This window comes from Acinetobacter sp. WCHAc060042 (assembly GCF_003231195.1).
Taxonomy (GTDB): domain Bacteria; phylum Pseudomonadota; class Gammaproteobacteria; order Pseudomonadales; family Moraxellaceae; genus Acinetobacter.
Window position 1 is genome coordinate 1 of record NZ_QKVN01000050.1, and the last position, 19076, is coordinate 19076.

The window sequence follows — 19076 nt, forward strand, 5'->3', positions numbered from 1 at the left end:
ACATAAAAAAACCACCCTTTCGGGTGGCTTTTTTAATCTCAAACCGTCTCTTACTGAGCACGGTTCTTGATTTTGCGGATGGTTTCCAACTGAGCAGCAGTTTCTGCAAGAGCAGCCAAAGCGGCAGCAGAGTCCAAGTCGCTCTTTTGATTTGCAAGCAATTGTTCAGCGTGTTTACGCGCTTCAATAATTGCTGCTTCATCTAAGTTTTCTGCACGGACTGCAGTATCTGCAAGAACCGTCACAACATGCGGTTGAACTTCGAGTACACCACCAGATACATAGATTAACTCTTCTGTACCATTTTCAAGTAGAACGCGGATTGCGCCCGGCTTGAGTAAAGTTACTAGTGGTGCGTGACCAGGCATAATACCCAACTCACCACCAGCACCTTTAGCAATTAGCATCGTTACAGTGCCAGAGTACAAAGACTCTTGAACACTTACAACATCACACTGCATAGTCGCCATGAGAATCTCCTAAATTAGGTAACTAATTAAAGTTTCTCAGCTTTAGCAATTACTTCGTCAATACCACCAACCATGTAGAACGCTTGTTCTGGGATGTGATCGTATTCACCAGCTAAAAGACCTTTAAAGCCACGAATCGTTTCTTTAAGCGGTACAAGTTTACCAGGAGCACCAGTAAACACTTCAGCTACGTGGAACGGTTGAGAGAAGAAACGTTGGATTTTACGCGCACGGTAAACAGTCAACTTATCTTCTTCTGCAAGTTCGTCCATACCAAGAATCGCGATGATGTCTTTCAATTCTTTATAACGTTGAAGAACGTTTTGAACTGAACGAGCGATCTCGTAATGCTCAGCACCCACAACTAGTGGATCTAACTGACGTGAAGTTGAATCCAGTGGATCGATCGCTGGGTAAATACCAGAAGATGCGATGTCACGGCTCAATACAACAGTTGCGTCCAAGTGAGCGAACGTAGTTGCAGGCGATGGATCTGTTAAGTCATCGGCAGGTACGTATACCGCTTGGATTGACGTAATCGAACCAGACTTAGTCGATGTAATACGTTCTTGAAGAACACCCATCTCTTCTGCAAGTGTTGGTTGGTAACCTACTGCAGATGGCATACGACCTAGAAGTGCTGATACTTCAGTACCTGCTAGTGTATAACGGTAGATGTTGTCTACGAACAATAGTACGTCACGGCCTTTGCCGTTTTCGTCTTTCTCGTCACGGAAGTACTCAGCCATAGTCAAACCAGTCAACGCTACGCGTAAACGGTTACCTGGTGGCTCGTTCATCTGACCGTAAACCATTGCTACTTTGTCAAGAACATTTGAGTCTTTCATCTCGTGATAGAAGTCGTTACCTTCACGAGTACGCTCACCAACACCAGCGAACACAGATAAACCTGAGTGCGCTTTCGCGATGTTGTTGATCAACTCCATCATGTTTACAGTTTTACCAACACCGGCACCACCGAACAGACCAACTTTACCACCTTTAGCAAACGGGCATAGTAAGTCGATGACTTTAATACCAGTTTCTAAAAGGTCAGTAGAAGCTGCTTGTTCAGCATAAGAAGGTGCTTGACGGTGAATCGGCAAACGCGCTTCAGTCGCAACTGGACCAGCTTCGTCGATTGGGCGACCAAGAACGTCCATGATACGACCCAAAGTCGCTGTACCCACTGGTACAGAGATTGGAGCGTTAGTATTCGTTACGTTCAAACCACGCTTAAGGCCTTCAGTAGAACCCATTGCAATAGTACGAACTACGCCATCACCAAGTTGTTGCTGAACTTCTAATGTAGTTTCAGTGCCATCAACGTGGAGAGCGTCATAGATCTTAGGAACGCTGTTACGTTCAAACTCGACGTCGATAACCGCGCCGATGATCTGAATGATACGACCGCTACTCATTGCTGTCTCCTCAATTCAAAATAATGTTAAACGGCAGCGGCACCACCAACGATCTCAGAAATTTCCTGAGTAATCGCGGCTTGACGCAGCTTGTTATAAATAAGTTGTAGGCTCTTGATCAAATCACCTGCGTTGTCGGTTGCAGCTTTCATTGCAACCATACGAGCTGACTGCTCACACGCGATGTTTTCGATCACGCCTTGATATACCACAGACTCGATATAACGAACCAATAAGCCATTTAAAAGCTCTTCAGCTTCAGGCTCATAGATATAATCCCAACCGTATTGACGGTTAAGGGTCTTGTTTTCTTCAGCAGTTGCTAAAGGAACAAGTTGTTCGATTTTTTGATTTTGAGTCATGGCATTGACAAAGCCGTTTGACACTAGATAAATACGATCTAACTCGCCTTTATCAAATGCGTCTAACATCACCTGTACAGAACCAGATAACTGTTCAAGGCTTGGTGTATCACCGACATTTGTCGTAGCACCCAGCACTTTACCGCCGTAGTTTTTAAAAAACGAAACCGCTTTTTGACCAATCAAAGCAAATTGAACTTCAATTGACTGCTCTTGTTGCTGTTGTACGTGTTTAACCACTTTTTTGAACAAGTTAATGTTCAAACCACCAGCAAGGCCGCGATCTGAAGACACAATGATATAGCCAACGCGCTTAACTGGGCGTTCAACCATATAACGGTGTTTATATTCAGGGTTCGCTTGAACCAAATGAGCAATTACACGGTGCATATTTTCGGCATACGGACGGCCTTGAGCCATGCGCTCTTGCGCACGACGCATCTTAGAAGCTGCTACCATCTGCATCGCGCGAGTAATCTTCTGCGTGCTTTTGATACTAGCTACTTTGGCGCGAATTTCTTTTAAATTTGCCATACGCTTAACCTAGTATTCGAAGGCCCTTTCGAGCCCTCGAAGGTTGATTCCGTGAACCAAACCAACACTAATTAGCAAGTTGCTAAATTAGTAAGTTTGAGTCGCTTTGAACTTTTCAATACCAGCTTTGAATTCAGCTTCGATATCTTTGTCCCAAGCACCAGTCTGGTCAATTTTTTGCATTAACGCAGCGTGCTCTGAACGGAAGTAAGAAATTAACGCAGCATCAAAGTCTACGATTTTCTTCACTTCTACGTCAGCCATATAGCCTTCGTTAGATGCATAAACTGAAACAGCTTGGTCAGCAATTGAGTATGGAGCATATTGTTTTTGCTTCATAAGCTCAGTTACACGTTGACCGTGTTCAAGCTGTTTACGCGTTGCTTCGTCAAGATCAGAAGCGAACTGAGCAAACGCTGCAAGTTCACGATACTGTGCAAGTGCAGTACGGATACCACCAGACAATTTCTTGATAACTTTAGTCTGCGCTGAACCACCAACACGAGATACAGAAATACCCGCGTTCACAGCAGGACGAATACCTGCGTTGAATAATGATGTTTCAAGGAAGATCTGACCATCAGTGATCGAAATTACGTTCGTTGGTACGAATGCAGATACGTCACCCGCTTGAGTTTCAATGATTGGTAATGCAGTTAATGAGCCAGTTTGGCCTTTAACTTCACCATTCGTGAATTTCTCAACATAGTCAGCTGAAACGCGAGAAGCACGCTCAAGTAGACGAGAGTGAAGATAGAATACGTCACCTGGATACGCTTCACGACCTGGTGGACGACGTAATAACAATGAAATTTGACGGTAAGCAACAGCTTGCTTAGACAAATCATCATAAATGATCAATGCATCTTCACCGCGGTCACGGAAGTATTCACCCATTGTACAGCCAGAGTACGGAGCAAGGAAAAGCATTGCTGCTGGATCCGCTGCCGCTGCTGCTACAACAGTTGTATACGCCATAGCGCCAGTTTCTTCTAGCTTACGTACCACGTTAGCAATTGTTGATTGTTTTTGACCAACAGCTACGTATACACATTTAATGCCAGAGTTTTTCTGTGCGATGATCGCATCGATCGCCATTGCTGTTTTACCAGTTTGACGATCACCAATGATCAACTCACGCTGACCACGGCCAACTGGAATCATTGTATCTACTGATTTATAACCAGTTTGTACAGGTTCATCCACTGATTGACGCCAGATTACGCCTGGTGCAACTTTTTCTACTGCATCAGTTAATTTTGCATCAATTGGGCCTTTACCATCAATTGGGTTACCCAAAGCATCTACTACACGGCCTAAAAGTTCTGGACCAACCGGAACTTCTAATACACGACCTGTGCAACGAGCTTTTTGACCTTCTTGAAGGCTTAAGTAGTTACCTAAAACAACGACGCCCACTGAATCCTGTTCTAGGTTCAGTGCCATACCGTATAAGCCGCCGTCGAATTCGATCATTTCACCGTACATTGCATCAGCAAGGCCGTGAATACGCACAATACCGTCGGAAACCATAACAATGGTTCCTTCGTTCTTAGCGGTCGCGCTGGTGTCCAGATCGCCGATACGCTGTTTAATGAGCGCACTGATCTCGGATGGATTCAGTTGTTGCATTGCGCTATACCTCAATCTTTTTAAAGTTCAGTCTTCTTATGCAATTAAGCAAGAAGACGAGTCCGCATTTTTTCTAGCTTGTTAAGTGCAGAATCATCTATCACTTGGTCGCCTGCACGAATAACAACACCAGCAATAAGCTCTGGTTTAACTTCTACAGTTACATTTACCGCAGCTTCGAATTTTTTCTCTAAAGCATGAGTCAGTAATTGTTCTTGTACAGAAGTCAATGGGAATGCAGATTCAATCACTACATCCACAGTATTGTTATTCTGTGATTTGAGCTGCTCGTATTCTGCAGAAATTTCAGGAAGAAGCGCCAAACGGTTGTTTTCAGCAAGCAATGTCAAAAAGTTTGACACTGCTGCAGTTTGGTCTTCGCCTAATACTTTTGCAAAAAGACTTACCTGCTCAGCAGGAGTAAGCTCAGGGCGAGTTAGGAAAGCTGAAAATGCTTCGTCTTGCACCGCAGCACTGAGCAAATTCAATGCAGATGACCAATTGTCAGTTGCATTTTGCTCAGAAGCGTAAGCAAATGCTGCTTTAGCGTAAGGGCGTGCCAACGTCAAGAGTTCAGCCATAATCCGCCTCTCTTAAAGTTTAGCAGCCAGCTGAGTCAGCATGGCATTGTGAGCTTCTGCGTCAACTTTTTGGCTAAGAATTTTCTCAGCACCTGTTACTGCAAGATCAGCAACTTGTTGACGTAATTCTTCACGAGCAGAATTGATTTCTGTATCAACAGCTTCTTTTGCTTGTTGACGAATACGCTCACCTTCAGCTGACGCTTGATTACGAGCTTCTTCTACCAATTGTGCACCGCGACGGTTCGCTTGTTCGATCAATTGAGCCGCTTGTGCTTTAGCCGCGTCTAATTCAGCTTTCACTTGAGCTTGCGCATCCGCAAGGTCAGCTTTTGCTTTTTCAGCAGCGTTTAAGCCATCAGCGATTTTACGCTGACGCTCACTAATCGCATTGATTAGTGGTGGCCATACAAATTTCATGCAGAATGCGACGAAAATCGCAAATGCAATCGCTTGGCCAATCAATGTGAGGTTGATATTCATTGCTATTCCTCAATAGTTTAATTTAGGAATTAAGCTGATTAACCTACAAATGGATTAGCAAAGATGAAGAATAAGCCAATACCAACACCGATCATAGGCACAGCATCAAGAAGACCTGCGATTAAGAACATACGAGTTTGAAGTTGTGGAGCCAATTCTGGTTGACGAGCAACAGCTTCAAGGAAGCGACCGCCTAAAAGACCAAAACCAATCGCAGTACCTAAAGCACCAAAAGCGATCAAGATAGCAGATGCAATTGCAACTAGACCTAAAGTGAGTTCCATGATAATTCCTCAGAGGTTAGGTTTATACCAAATTAAAATAAAAAATTATGCGCCCAACCATCCAGTGATAGTAGGGCATTACCATTAATGCTTTTCGCTTGCCATGCTCAAGTATACGATAGTCAGCATCATGAAAATAAATGCTTGTAGCGTAATAACAAGAATGTGGAAGATCGCCCAAGGCACAGACAACGCCCATTGGATCCAGAACGGTAATAATGCGATCAAGATGAAGATTAACTCACCTGCATACATGTTACCGAAAAGTCGTAGAGCCAATGAAACTGGACGTGCAAGGAAGGTTACCAATTCAAGAATTAAGTTCACTGGAATTAATAACGCTTTTGCAACTGGGTTACTTGGATTAAATGGGTTAAGTGCCAATTCGCCAACGAAACCACCAATCCCCTTTTCACGAATACTGTAGAACAAGATCAGAACAAATACAGATAAAGACATACCTAAGGTAATGTTTGGATCTGTAGAAGGTACAACCTTAAAGTAAACGTGATGAGGATCCATACCAAATACACTTGCACCAATTTGTTGAGCTATGAATGGAATCCAGTCAACAGGGATTAAGTCCATTGCGTTCATGAGGAAAATCCACACGAAAATAGTCAATGCAAGTGGAGCAATTAAGCGTGATTTGCCATGGAAAGTGTCGCGAACACTTGAGTCTACAAACTCAATGATCATTTCAATTGCAGACTGGAACTTGGTTGGAACACCAGAGTTTGCAGCTTTCGCTACACACCAGAATAACAAACAGAAAATCACACCAAGCGTGATAGACCAACCCATTGAATCCAAGTGAATAGCAGTGAACCCCATCTGTTGAGCTTCATCAGCAGTTTCAGCCAACTTCCATGAACCATCTGGCATTTTGCCATAGGTCATATTCGTCAAGTGATGCTTGATATACTCGGTCGAAGTAAGGGCATGTTCTTCAGCAGCCATAAATCACACCTGGTCAATGTCAAATACAAATAGAGAGAACGAACATCGCGTGCTGCTTGACATCTCGTTCTTCTCCTAAAAAACTTTTCAATTTTTTGTAGTGCTTATTAAACTCGTTTTTGTTGACGCGACACCCAAAATGGAGCAACCCACGTCATGGTTTGAACGAGCATAAAACCACAAAACAACGCCACCGCTGACAACGGTTTGACATTGCTTAAAATTAAAATGAAACCAACAATCACAATTGCAAACTTACCCATCATGCCTTTATACATGTTCGCAAGAACCTGTTTAGAAGCGCGAGCTCCTGCTGCTCGAAACGACTGCCATGAAAAATAACAAGTCGCAAGCCAACACACGAGCGCACCTAATGCTGCACTCAGGGCTGCAGTTGAATCTTTCAAGACCCAACCGATCAAGGCTGAAACAGGAATCATACATGCTTGTAAGAGGACTAAAGCTTTCGCTAATCGTCGGTCAATCAAGCGACTAGTTCGGCTCATTTTTTACTCACTCACAACAATCATGCTTGACAAGTTTAGCTGATGATTATTTTTAATCGCAGGCATTATAGGGTTACACCCCTGAACATGCAATCTTTTCCCGACCTAAGTCGAGTTTTTTTCTATGTTTAAATTGCTTTTAAACTAATCAATTATTGTTTAATTTTTGCGTCACTTTCTGGTATTTAGCACACATTTATGCACATGATCAGCTAATTGCTTCCACGCACTGACAAAATCCCCTGCCCCAGTCATACTTTCATCGACCGCTTGGAAAACCAGTGGGTTCAACTTTTGATATTGTGCTTGACTGGCATGCACTTCAGCCAAAAGGCACATCTTAGAATAAGGACGGTTGTCATTTAAGTATTTGATTTGCGCAACAGTAGGTGCAACATGTGGATCATCGGTTAGCGCACCTGCAAAACGCAAGTTTAAAGGTCGTTCCAGGTATTGATAAGCATCATGAAAAGACCAATATGGGCGAGCTTGGGTACTTTGACTATATATATTGGAGGTTTGCAACATGCTCTGCGCAAAGACTTTAGCATTATTCCAATAACGGTCTTTATATTCAGGCATTTGCTGCGAGCGAAGACTTGCAATAAAGAAAGCTATGCGAACTGCATTATTGGGATCTAGCCAGACATGAGTATCAACAGTATCTTTGAGTGCTATGCCACGGGTATTTCGCTGAGGTAATGCATGAATAATGCCCGAGTGTAAGATAGAAATGGCTTTTTCATTCTGTGACAACAGCTTATCTAAAGGTGCCTCATGTTCTTTACCCAACCAAATCACCAGATCTGCATCTTGAATAATTTTGCGATGCATTGGGGTTAGACTGACATCATGTCCAGATTGATTCGCCAATAATAAGGTTGGTTTCTCAATGCCTTTCGCCACTTCCTGTGCGATCAAGTAAATGGGCTGCGTAGAGACAACCAAGTCTTGCGTCCAAGCAACACTACTAAACAGCGCAAACGCACAAAAAGCCAAAAAACGGGACATGGGGAGCAATCACTAGAAAGATAATTAGTGTTATAATATAACAAATCAACAAAAATACCTATGCCCAATCGAAACTCTCTTCGCTTCATGCTAAGATTTAATGTCGTTTTTCTTTTATAGATTTTGCACTTGAGGTTTGCTATGAGCGCTTGTTCTCACGAACACCACCATGCTTTACATGATGTGCATGGTCATCACAACGTTGAGACGCGTTTGGCGGAAGCGGAAGTCTTGTGCACAACAACAGGGGCACGCTTAACCCCGCTAAGAAAAGAAGTGTTGGCACTGATCCTCAATGCAACAGGCCCAATGGGGGCGTATGACTTGCTGGCTAAAATTAAAAGTAATGCTGACCGTCCTGCTGCCCCGCCAACAGTGTATCGCACTTTAGACTTTCTATTAGAAAAAGGCCTGATTCACCGTTTAACCTCAATTAATGCCTATATTCCATGCTGTCATCCACGCGAGGGACATCAAGCGGCCTTTCTTATTTGTACCGATTGCAAGTCAGTGACGGAAGCCTCTGCCCAAGGGTTATTACAACAACTCGACGCCCTTTCAGCAGCAGATGGTTTCACCGCGCAGCATAGTATTATTGAAATTTCAGGAATTTGTCAGCAGTGCCGCAACAAATAAATTCGGATCCCGTTCTGGTCGAACTCTCCCAGATTAGTGTTCGCATTGATGAACGCGACATTCTAAAACATGTCGATTTTTCTTTGCATGAGCAAGAAATTGTGACCTTGATCGGACCCAATGGGGCGGGGAAATCCACGCTCATTAAAGTACTATTGGGCATTGTGCGCCCTAATGCTGGTGAAATTAAAACGACAAAGTCCCTGAAGTTTTCCTATGTGCCACAAAAATTTAATCCTTCACATAGCCTACCGCTTAGGGTGAAAGACCTCTTAGCTTTGGAAAAATGTGATCCCACAATCAAACAAGAAATCATCCACGATACGGGGATCAGCAAACTTGAAAATTCCAAAGTACAGCAGCTTTCAGGTGGGGAACGACAACGGGTTTTGCTGGCGCGCGGGCTGTTACGCCAACCCGATATTTTGGTTCTCGATGAACCCATGCAAGGCTTAGACATCCAGTCTGAAGCTGAATTATATGATTATGTACGCAGTCTGCCCGTCAAATACGGTTGTGCTGTGCTTATGGTTTCCCATGACTTGCAGTGGGTGATGCAAGGGACACATCGTGTGGTGTGTCTCAATAAACACATCTGCTGTAGCGGTTTACCTGAAAATGTGCAACAGCACCCCGAATACCAAGCAATATTTGGTACCAACCGCGTGTTCTATCAGCATCATCATGATCACTGTGCACATGGTGATAGTGCAACGCCTTGTCAGCATGACACTCGCCCCCACATTCACCCTGAACCGGAAGCTTAAGTCATGATGGAATGGTTACAAATACTATTGCCTGCATGGATTATGGGAACCTTGTTGGTCTTCCTCACAGCTCCACTGGGCTGTTTGATGTTATGGCGTCGTATGTCGTTCTTTGCCGACACCATGGCACATGGCACACTATTGGGTGTCGCAATTGCAGGAGCAATGGCGTTACCCCTGTGGATGGGTGTAGCTTTTATTGCGGTGCTGTTGGTGGCGATTCTTTGGGTGTTGCATGATCCACGTTTACCGAATGACGCCTTACTCGCACTCTGTTCTGCGACCTTGCTCTGCTCAGGCCTAATGTTTATTCAACACATTCCAAGTTTAAGACCTGAGTTGCTCAGCTATTTGTTTGGTGATTTGCTCACGATTACATGGGCTGACCTCCCTGTTTTTGCAAGCGTTATTGTTGTTGCTTTGGCTGTGCTTTATAAAAGTTGGCAGGCTCAAATTCAAATCGCTATTGATCCTGATATGGCTGTCAGTGAAGGTGTTAGTGCGAAATGGCAACGTTTGATTTTTATGTTGCTACTGGCTCTATTTACCATTTTAGCGCTTCGTGCAGTGGGTTCTTTACTGATGGGTGCGTTGCTTGTCATTCCAGCACTCACCGCTCGACTGCTTGCCCACTCTCCAAAACAAATGGTGATTTGGGCCTTTGTGATTGCGCAAATTGGAGTAACGGTTGGTTTATGGTCCAGTGCAGGGCTAAACACTTCTACGGGACTGAGCATCGTTTTAACCATGTCGATTCTGTTTGCGCTGATTTTTATCGCGCAGAAGTTTAAAAAACTGACTTAAATAAATGAGCCATAAACGTTATTTTATCAGCGCATGTCTACTCGGACAAAAAGTCCGTTATGACGGCAAAGACTGCCTAGTCGCTAAGTTGGTTCAAGCCTTGCTCGATAAAAATTATGTCAGCTTATGTCCTGAAGTCAGTGCAGGACTTCCCACCCCACGTCCCGCAGCAGAAATTCGCCATGGGTCAGGTGCTGATGTTTTATTCGGTCAGGCACAGGTCTTTTCCGAAGATGGCTATCCGCTTAGCGATGTCTTTATTCAAGGTGCCTACCAAGCTTTAGCATTGGCACAAGCCAACCATGTTACCCATGCCGTGCTCAAAGCCAATAGCCCATCCTGTGGTAGCAATGGCATTTATGATGGTTCATTTACAGGGCAAAAAATTGCGGGTGAAGGAGTCACTGCCGCCCTATTTCGTCAGCACGGTATACATGTGGTTACTGAACAACAGTTTTTAGCAGAACTGACGCAGACTAAATTTACTGATGAACTAAACTAAGCAATCCCGCCGCACAACTGAACAACACGGCAAAAGTACGATTGAGATATTTTTGCTGTCGCGGGGATTTTAAGAGTTTTAAAACTTTTGCTGCCAGCCCTGTATATCCCGCCATCACAATCAAATCAATCGTGACCATCGTGACGGCCATCACCGCATATTGAGACCACTGCGGTTTAGACAAATCCAAAAATTGCGGTAGAACAGCCAATAAAAATACGATGGCTTTGGGATTGCTCATATTGATCAAAAATCCATACATCACCAATTTGGAACGTGATTTAGTCGGTTGTTCTTTTTGAATTTCAATCGACTGGATGGGTGCCGTCCATTGTAAATAAGCCAAATACATTAAATAAGCCACACCAAACCATTTCACAGCCCAAAATGCCCACGGCGTTGTGGCAAAAAGCACCCCCACCCCAGCCGCAACAATACCGATTTGCACCAATAAGGCGAGTTGTAGGCCCAGTGCATTCCAGTAGCCATGCCGAAAACCGTAGTTGACACCACTCGACATTGACGCAATGGCCCCTGCCCCAGGGGAGATACTAATGATCCAACATGCAAGTACGAAACCAAGCCAGATTTGAAATGACATAAAAGATATTGAGAGAAAATGACTGTTCAATTATATGATCTTTCATGCTTTCAGGGGCCCATAATTCATCAATGAATTTTTCACTTAAAGGCTATGAAGCTGAAACAGCATAAGGCACAATAAGTGTAGCCAATAGAAATAACAATTTTTTTAGGAGCCATGAATGACCGCCCAATCTGTAATTCTACCATTACCTTCAGATCATGCCCGTTTTATTGTTTTACGTTTAAAAGATTTAAGTATTGAAGAACTTAAAGAAAAATTAGAAGATTTATTTTCAACCCGTGATCGTCTTATTACTCAACATCCACATGCTCAAATTAAAACAGCGGTTGCTTTTGGCCCTGAACTTTGGGCACAACTTCATCCTATAGCGCCTGCAGGGTTTAAACAGCTAGAGCCCATTTACGGTTCATTTAATATGCCTGTCGCACCTGCGGATGTTTTAATTCATATTGCGGCTCAGCGTACCGATATTTGTTTTGCCCTTAGCCAATCGTTCTTTGAAGGTATCCAAGATAAAGTGGATGTTTTAGATGAACGAGTCTGTTTCCGCAATTTTGATGGTCGAGATTTGACTGGGTTTATTGATGGTACTGAAAACCCGCAGTTCCCCGATGATCGTGCTGAAACAGCATTATTAGGTGAAAATTCCGGAGTATTCGCAGATGGCTCTTTTATCTTTGCACAGCGCTATTGCCATGATTTGGAAAAGTGGAAAAAATTAAAAGTTGATGCTCAAGAGCAAGTTTTTGGCCGAACAAAACTTGAAAGTATTGAACTAGATGATGAGGTTAAGCCTGATAATTCTCACGTTGCACGTGTCGTGGTTGAAGATGATGAGGGCGAGGAAATGGAAATCCTACGTCACTCTCTTCCTTATGGCGATGGTAAAGGTGAGCAAGGTTTATTTTTTATTGCCTATACGAAAGATTTAAGCATTATTGATGCGATGTTACTGCGAATGTTTGGCACCAGTGGTGATGGAATCCATGACCGCATGCTTCATTTTGTAACTCCTGTTGACGGTGCTTATTATTTTGCACCGAGTGAGGAGTTACTGGAAGAAGTGCTTGAAGGGTGATTTTAAATTAGGAGTAACTAAAAATGCTAGTTACTCCTAATTTAATCAATTAATAACAAACTCTCCATTATTATTCAGAGTAATTTTCAACAGCTTTCCATTCTTTGTATAAAATATTTCATAGTTTTTATTAATTGTTATATTGTTAGAAGCATCTATAGTAATTTTTTTAAATAGTCCCAATGCATTTACTGAGGTAAGATTAATTACAGAGCGACCAGAATCCGAAGACGATGGAGATGCTATTAAGATCACACCATTTTTTGATTCAGGAAAGATAACTGAACTACCATAGTTTTCATCAAGTTCGTTATAAACTTTCAATAAAGCAGAAACATCAATTAAATTTACTTTATCACAACTAGTCTTACTGTTTTTCAAAATGCAGTTGATGTGATCATCAGTATTATAAGGTAATAAAGTTACAGAAAATCCATCATCATTTTTTTTATTAATTTCTTTTAAAACCTTACCATTATCTCTGCCAATTTCATTTAACCTGTTTATGTATTCACACCTATAACACTCTTCCTTTACCAATCCAACACCTTCCCCAAGAGTATAAGATTTTTTACTCTCACATCTATTCTCAATACTTTTTTTCCATAGAGTAAAATCTTTTCTTTCATTGTTTTTTAACTTTTTCAACTCTTTTTCAAGAAGAAAATTTTCTTTTCTAATACATTGAAATTTTTCCTCAACATTATTTGAATTGCAACCTTTTGTGCTAGTTTTTGCACATGCCACATTCAGAAAACCTAATCCTATAAAAAAAATTAAATAAAAAAAATTAAAATTAAACATGGTGTTAAATTCCTTTAAAATTATCTGGAAGTCTTAATTTAAATGGTTTTGGAATACTATCTTTTAATTCAGAAACTGTACCATGTGCATGAATTGCTTTTCCATGACCAAAAATTAGACCCTCTCTAACAGCTTTATCATGAAAAACATTGACCCATGCTTTTCGATTATATTCATCAGAATAATATTTATTTGCATAATTCAAATGTCCCCCTACAATGGATGGGCGACCATTTGCTCTTTCAATCAAATAACTATTCACGAAATTTTTTATCCTTGAGCTAACAGCAGACATTGGCATATTTTGAACAGAACCATATGGCTCTAAACTTTTAGGTCCTGTTATTTTAGAGAACTGACGATGTGCATTGACAACATTTCTCACAGTACCTCCCCATACACCAGATTTCGTCCTATTTAATATAGTATCTACAACTCCAGCAGCTTGTTGTTTAAAATTATTTTCATTTTTAAATTTAATTACTTCAGTCTCCGTTACCTTCATAATATCAATAATATCTTGATTCGATAAAATCAACTCACTTTCTAAAATATTAGATTTAGGATCTTCATTTTTAAAGATAATACCAGAACAACTGAGTAAAGATTGCTTATTTATTTCTTTTAGTAGAACAGAGAATAATTCTCCATTTAGATCTTTAACTGTTTTTTTAAAATAAATTTCATTTCTAGCAACCATTGAAAATTTTGTCACATCGTAATGCACCCATGTACTTGCTCCCGAAGAACCATCATTAAACTTTTCTGGTTCCAGATAAATTTTACCATCTTGTCTTTGTTCTGAAGCATTCATCTTAGCTACTAATATTTTTTTACGTATTTTATTCATATCTTGAGAAGCTGTAGTTCTAACTCCATTTTTATTAAAATGTATATCTAAAGCTAGTCCCATATGGTTAACACTAGTTCTTTTCTTTTGTTTATTACTCTCGATACACCTATACCCGGACTCTATATATGCTACTTCGATATTTTCAGATTTAAAATCATTTTTTAGATAAAAACTTAATGCCTTCAACACCCATATTAAAGACCTATGTAAACCTGGATACTCATTTGCAGTATTTAATCCTGACTTCACCCCTCTAATATTATTACCATACCCTAAACACTCACCACACGGACAAGAAGCCTTCGCCATAAAACTTGCTATTGGATACTCATAGTAAAACTTATCCAAAGCAGATAAAACGCTTCCACAAATTTTTCCAGTTTCAATCACCCCCATATAATCTCTCTGAAATTGCCTAATACAAGCAGCTGTTAAGTTAGTAAACTCATCTGTGGGTAATGCACCACCAAACCCAGCTAAACGAATATTAATTTCTCTAATTAATTCACTTTTACCTGATGAAATACATTGAGGATTGGTTTTACATAAATTTTCAGTATTCGTTTTGGGTGTTCCACTCTCTTGGCTACGGTCTTCAACTGTCGGGATTTTAGAGCCTAAATTGGCAGTTTCATTGAGTATATTCTTACCCTCTTCATAAAGTTCATTCACCTTATTTAGGATTTCATTACCTAAATTTCCTGAAAAAAGTCCATCACCTTGCTTTTTTTGCGGACTCGCCTGAGAAGGCTTTTTTGCTTCTTGCCTCTGAGATATTTTTGATGTTGTACTAGGGGACGATTGATTTTTTGGTTGTGTGGCTGATTTTTCTTTTTGTTGATGCACATGATTTCCTGTAGCTGGAATATTTACTTCCAACTTAATCACTTGACCAATATAAATCTTATTTGGATCATCTATCTTATTTAAGCGTTCTAATGCGCGAACTGTCGTATTATTTTTCTGAGCGATATCAAATAAAGTTTCTCCTTTTTTCACAACATGTGTTTTTCTTTTATATTCTCCATTACTTCCCTGATTAGTGAATGTCGTTAAGTTTAAAAGAACTTTAGGGCTCGTAATCTTTACAATCATCCTATCTCTAGACATAACAAAGCTTTGGACTTTTAGCATTAAACCATCAAACATACTTTTGACATGAACATCTAATGCTGTACCTTTATCTCGGCTAATTTCGACAATGCACCCTTTAGAGTTTGTTGCACCAGCCGCAATAACCTGTCCAGTCCTTTGGTTCGTCACTTTATATTGAGCTTTAGGAATTGGGCTTCCAAATAAATCTAAAATTTGTATAGTCACTAATGATTTTTTATTCATTTCTAATCCTTATTATTTTCATTATGATTTATTTCTAAATTCTCACCATTTACATTTTTATCAATACTAAAATCATCTTCATCAAAACTTTCGACTCGTAAGCCCCATTCATCATCAGATCCAACAAGCACTTGGACTTTTGTTGGGTCTGATGTGTTAATTTTTCCTGTACGGCCATGTTCCTCTATTACCCCTGCAATAAATACATTTGTCTCAGGAATAAAAGCTTTGTAACTGAGCTGATTAAAATCACTTGCCCAAAATAAATTATAAATATCTAGCCGATTGCTAAAAGTAGAAGAGCAAGGTAATTCAGGAACCTCATAAGACACTTTTGCCCCACCCACAAAACTATGCTGCCCCGCCTTACTTTCAAACTTTCCACCTGTTGTCGCAAAAATCCCATCGCCGTTGATTTTGAGCTGCGAACCACCAGCAGTGAGCACAATTTCTTTCGGACTGGTTATTTCTATTTTATCTTCAGTTGAAATTAGCTTAATCACCTTGCGCGCAATCGCCTCTATCGCATCATCTTGCGCCTGTAATTCAACTTTTCCTTTTGCAGCAAATGCCTTTAGCCCTTTTTGTGCAGCAAATAAGCTCACCTTATCCTGTGCATGCGCAATAATATTCTTCTGTGCACTTAAGTTAATAGACCCCTGTGCGCTTTCAACAATGTCTTGAGAAGCCTGTAAAACAATATCTTCGGGTGTCGTGAGGGCAATACCATTGGGGGAAGCCAACAGCATTAAAGCCTGACGAAAGATCTTCGCTTGAGCTTGATTCTGAGTATTCTGCGTTTGCTCTGCCTCTTGAGCATATGTCTCCATAAAGCCTTGCATGAAGCCCAATGCCTGCATAGGATTAACATTTAGTTTGCTACCTTTATTAAAGCTTCCACAAACACTGGTCAGGTCAAAGTCTTTCATCTCGACATTGGCGATCACTTTGCCAACATCTTTTAAAGCGGAGAAGGGATCCGCATTCAATTTTTCTTTGACACTTTGCAACTGACTCTTTAAAGCATCTGAACCGTGTTCTTCAAGGTTATCAATAAAGGCTTTTAAGTTTTCGATTGAGTTATTCGCGTCTTGAAAGAAGTCTCTAAATTCATTGATCAAATTGTCTGTGTCTTGACCAAATTTTTGAATATCCTCAATAAAGCCACCACAGCTTTTTAGTGCCGAAATCGGATCTTGACTGACTGCCGTTTTAAATAAACCAACAGTTGCTTGGAGTGCTTGATTGGCTCCTTTTAACTCTAAAGATTGAATCAACTTAGGCAGACGATTAACAACATTCAATGCATCAGTCTGTTGTTTAACAGCCAGAGTACTCAACATGTGCATACTGTCATGACCTTGCTGCAAGATGGACTGGGCTTCCGACGCTGCCAAATGATCTGCGACCGCTTGATCCTGAGCATAGGTACTAATCAAGAGACCCTTACCTGCACGCATGGCTCCCCATTGATCCGTTCTTAGCTCAAACCCCTCACCACGCCCATCACTGTTTTCAGTTTCTTTTGGATGACTGAGGTTACCAAGGTTGAGCTGACTCGCTCCATGACTACTGTGTAGCTGCACACTAATTTGCCCTGTCGTATCATCAAAACGCAGTTGGTTAAAGCCTTGCCCTGCAACTTCTTGTGAACGGATCCCGCTGAGTTTCTTCGTCGCAGGCAATGTCCCTTTCACATCAAACATGGTTTGGTGGCGCTCGGCTTCATGAATTCGCCCTACGACAAAGGGTCGATCAACGTCCCCCTCAAAGAAGTCGATGACCACAATTTCTCCGACACGTGGATGAAAACGTGCTCCATATCCCTCACCCGCCCATGGGGTCAATACATCGACCCATGCCGAGTCCGTGTCATTGTCATTTGCACCTGCACCACCATCATGAGCATGGTCATCACTACGTGTAAACATGAAGCGAACTTTAATCCGCCCCCATGCATCCACATAAATTTCTTCCCCTTCAGGCCCAACGACTTTGGCACGTAAAGGATAGGCTGCTGGACGGTGGATCCACGCTTGATATTCAGGAACAATTTTGACCTCACGGCGCACAACAAAGAGTTCATTGGCTTGTCGTTCCTCACTCAGAGCTTGCCAGCGACTTCCTTCTAGTAATAAATTGATTTGCTGTAGCAACTCTTTGGGTAAATTATTTTGGTTATAAAAAGTTTTCCCTAAAATGAGAAATTCACGCTCTGTGGATACATGTTGGTCTATTTCAGGATGCCCCACCATTTCAAACCAATAGCCCACTTGCGCATCGCGAACGCTACTTTTTGCGGTGAAATATTTGGCCTGAAGCTCGTAAGAATGGCTCAGTTGTTGATTCAGTCGTTCTAGTTGGTTGCTATTTGCAACTGTCGTCTGATCTCCTCCCTGCAGATCACCCGTCCATGCTGAACTAACACACCAAACTTGTTCTAAGCTTAAACTTTCATTGTCCTGTTGATCACTATGCTGATGTGTACTGAGTGCAGTATGACTTTGATCTTGAAGCAAATGTTGCGCATGCCAACGCTGCGTTTGTACCCGTGTTGGTTGTAAATGCCGCTCTGCAATAAAACTGGTAATGCTATCAAATGGCTCGGTGGCATGGCTGCGGTGGAAACGAATCGTCCGACGACCCAGTGCTGTAAACACTTGATTGTCATCAATCAAACGAAGTTGCTGTGCCTGAATCGGCTCGGACGAACTGAACACCATCGGAGCTTGTTCATCAATCAACCAATTGATACCTTCACTCCGCCATAGGCGCGTAAGAAACTCAGCATCGGTTTCATTAGACTGCATGACAAAGGGCCGTACATCATAATCACGGCTCAAACCGTCTAAGTTCAGGCTTAAACTGGCTGCGAATAAGGCACTATTGTTTTGCCATTCACTAAACAGAGTTTCAGTAATTTCACGAACACTTTTATTCATAAACACGCGACTGTTTCTGCGCTTATGCCACAGTGAGGTTGCATCTTCAATCGTCAGTTTATAAACAGTTAGTGCACCATCACTTTGGCCTTGACTAGCACCCGTAATTACGCCAGTGAGACGCGAGAGCTGCCCAACATCCGTAACCTGATCTACGGCGACACGCCCACCAATGAACTGTTTCAAAGGCAGATAAGCATTGGTCGATAGACATAGAATTTCAGCTTTTAAGCCTTGATTGATACGGTGCTTACCCTCAATGCGCTGAATAAACACCTGTGTATTCAAGGCCAGATTGGAAAAATGAATATGCAAGGCACGTTTTTGCGAGCCAAATCCAAAGGATTCCAGCATCTTATAAATAGAATTGAACATGATCATTATTTAAGTTATTGGTTTTTATATTTGTGCGCGGAGTGTACAAAATGTCTAATTTTTAATCTAGTAAAATAATGTTAATCAATACGTATTCCTGAGATAATAAAAAAAGGAGCATTCTGC

At 41.5% G+C, this 19076-nt stretch carries 19 protein-coding genes; 5 read left to right on the forward strand and 14 right to left on the reverse strand.

Features of this window, described 5'->3' with window-relative positions:
• Positions 1-50: 50 nt before the first annotated feature.
• The 10 genes from DPG01_RS16315 to DPG01_RS16360 all read right to left on the reverse strand — a co-directional run bounded on the left by DPG01_RS16315 (position 51) and on the right by DPG01_RS16360 (position 8244).
• Positions 51-470, reverse strand: coding sequence for a F0F1 ATP synthase subunit epsilon (locus tag DPG01_RS16315; protein WP_086210808.1), 420 nt, complete (start codon positions 468-470; stop codon positions 51-53).
• A 26-nt stretch (positions 471-496) separates the two neighbouring features.
• Positions 497-1891, reverse strand: a complete 1395-nt coding sequence (gene atpD, locus DPG01_RS16320) for a F0F1 ATP synthase subunit beta (protein WP_004684425.1) — start codon at positions 1889-1891, stop codon at positions 497-499.
• Positions 1892-1917: 26 nt separating this feature from the next.
• Positions 1918-2787 carry a F0F1 ATP synthase subunit gamma gene (gene atpG, locus DPG01_RS16325; RefSeq protein WP_004984038.1) on the reverse strand — a complete coding sequence of 290 codons (870 nt, stop codon included), beginning with the start codon at positions 2785-2787 and terminating at the stop codon, positions 1918-1920.
• Positions 2788-2874: 87 nt separating this feature from the next.
• Positions 2875-4419: a F0F1 ATP synthase subunit alpha gene (gene atpA, locus DPG01_RS16330; protein ID WP_086210809.1), complete on the reverse strand. Its 1545-nt coding sequence runs from the start codon at positions 4417-4419 to the stop codon at positions 2875-2877.
• 44 nt (positions 4420-4463) lie between these two features.
• A complete protein-coding gene (locus DPG01_RS16335) occupies positions 4464-5000 on the reverse strand; it encodes a F0F1 ATP synthase subunit delta (RefSeq protein WP_086210810.1) in 537 nt (178 codons plus the stop codon).
• A gap of 12 nt (positions 5001-5012) precedes the next feature.
• Positions 5013-5483 carry a F0F1 ATP synthase subunit B gene (locus DPG01_RS16340; RefSeq protein ID WP_110975790.1) on the reverse strand — a complete coding sequence of 157 codons (471 nt, stop codon included), beginning with the start codon at positions 5481-5483 and terminating at the stop codon, positions 5013-5015.
• A gap of 38 nt (positions 5484-5521) precedes the next feature.
• Positions 5522-5767: a F0F1 ATP synthase subunit C gene (gene atpE, locus DPG01_RS16345; protein ID WP_000424060.1), complete on the reverse strand. Its 246-nt coding sequence runs from the start codon at positions 5765-5767 to the stop codon at positions 5522-5524.
• 84 nt (positions 5768-5851) lie between these two features.
• Entirely contained in the window at positions 5852-6727 is an 876-nt protein-coding gene (gene atpB, locus DPG01_RS16350) for a F0F1 ATP synthase subunit A (RefSeq protein WP_086210812.1), read from the reverse strand.
• A 107-nt stretch (positions 6728-6834) separates the two neighbouring features.
• Positions 6835-7233: an ATP synthase subunit I gene (locus DPG01_RS16355; protein WP_086210813.1), complete on the reverse strand. Its 399-nt coding sequence runs from the start codon at positions 7231-7233 to the stop codon at positions 6835-6837.
• Between the two features lie 171 nt (positions 7234-7404).
• A complete protein-coding gene (locus DPG01_RS16360) occupies positions 7405-8244 on the reverse strand; it encodes a metal ABC transporter solute-binding protein, Zn/Mn family (protein ID WP_110975791.1) in 840 nt (279 codons plus the stop codon).
• Between the two features lie 141 nt (positions 8245-8385).
• Between DPG01_RS16360 and DPG01_RS16365 the strand changes: the two genes are divergently transcribed.
• Genes DPG01_RS16365 through DPG01_RS16380 form a run of 4 tightly spaced genes read left to right on the forward strand, consistent with a single transcriptional unit; the run spans position 8386 to position 10953 of the window.
• Positions 8386-8880 carry a transcriptional repressor gene (locus tag DPG01_RS16365; protein WP_086210815.1) on the forward strand — a complete coding sequence of 165 codons (495 nt, stop codon included), beginning with the start codon at positions 8386-8388 and terminating at the stop codon, positions 8878-8880.
• On the forward strand, positions 8865-9647 hold the full coding sequence (gene znuC / locus DPG01_RS16370; RefSeq protein WP_110975792.1) for a zinc ABC transporter ATP-binding protein ZnuC: 783 nt from the start codon (positions 8865-8867) through the stop codon (positions 9645-9647). The genes DPG01_RS16365 and znuC overlap by 16 nt, the downstream gene beginning before the upstream one ends.
• Before the next feature lie 3 nt (positions 9648-9650).
• A complete protein-coding gene (gene znuB / locus DPG01_RS16375) occupies positions 9651-10451 on the forward strand; it encodes a zinc ABC transporter permease subunit ZnuB (RefSeq protein WP_110975793.1) in 801 nt (266 codons plus the stop codon).
• Between the two features lie 4 nt (positions 10452-10455).
• Positions 10456-10953: a DUF523 domain-containing protein gene (locus DPG01_RS16380; protein ID WP_110975794.1), complete on the forward strand. Its 498-nt coding sequence runs from the start codon at positions 10456-10458 to the stop codon at positions 10951-10953.
• Here DPG01_RS16380 and DPG01_RS16385 read toward each other — a convergent pair.
• Positions 10934-11554 (reverse strand): LysE family transporter, encoded by a 621-nt coding sequence (locus DPG01_RS16385; RefSeq protein WP_110975795.1) that lies wholly within the window; start codon positions 11552-11554, stop codon positions 10934-10936. The genes DPG01_RS16380 and DPG01_RS16385 overlap by 20 nt on opposite strands.
• A gap of 163 nt (positions 11555-11717) precedes the next feature.
• Between DPG01_RS16385 and DPG01_RS16390 the strand changes: the two genes are divergently transcribed.
• Positions 11718-12638, forward strand: a complete 921-nt coding sequence (locus DPG01_RS16390; RefSeq protein ID WP_110975796.1) for a Dyp-type peroxidase — start codon at positions 11718-11720, stop codon at positions 12636-12638.
• A gap of 45 nt (positions 12639-12683) precedes the next feature.
• Here the strand turns inward: DPG01_RS16390 and DPG01_RS16395 are convergent, their stop codons facing one another.
• From DPG01_RS16395 to DPG01_RS16405, 3 genes are read right to left on the reverse strand one after another with little or no spacing between them, the layout of a single operon-like run.
• A complete protein-coding gene (locus DPG01_RS16395) occupies positions 12684-13442 on the reverse strand; it encodes a hypothetical protein (RefSeq protein ID WP_110975797.1) in 759 nt (252 codons plus the stop codon).
• Between the two features lie 4 nt (positions 13443-13446).
• On the reverse strand, positions 13447-15633 hold the full coding sequence (locus DPG01_RS16400; protein ID WP_110975798.1) for a LysM peptidoglycan-binding domain-containing protein: 2187 nt from the start codon (positions 15631-15633) through the stop codon (positions 13447-13449).
• A gap of 2 nt (positions 15634-15635) precedes the next feature.
• Positions 15636-18950, reverse strand: coding sequence for a type VI secretion system Vgr family protein (locus tag DPG01_RS16405; RefSeq protein ID WP_110975799.1), 3315 nt, complete (start codon positions 18948-18950; stop codon positions 15636-15638).
• Positions 18951-19076: the final 126 nt, after the last annotated feature.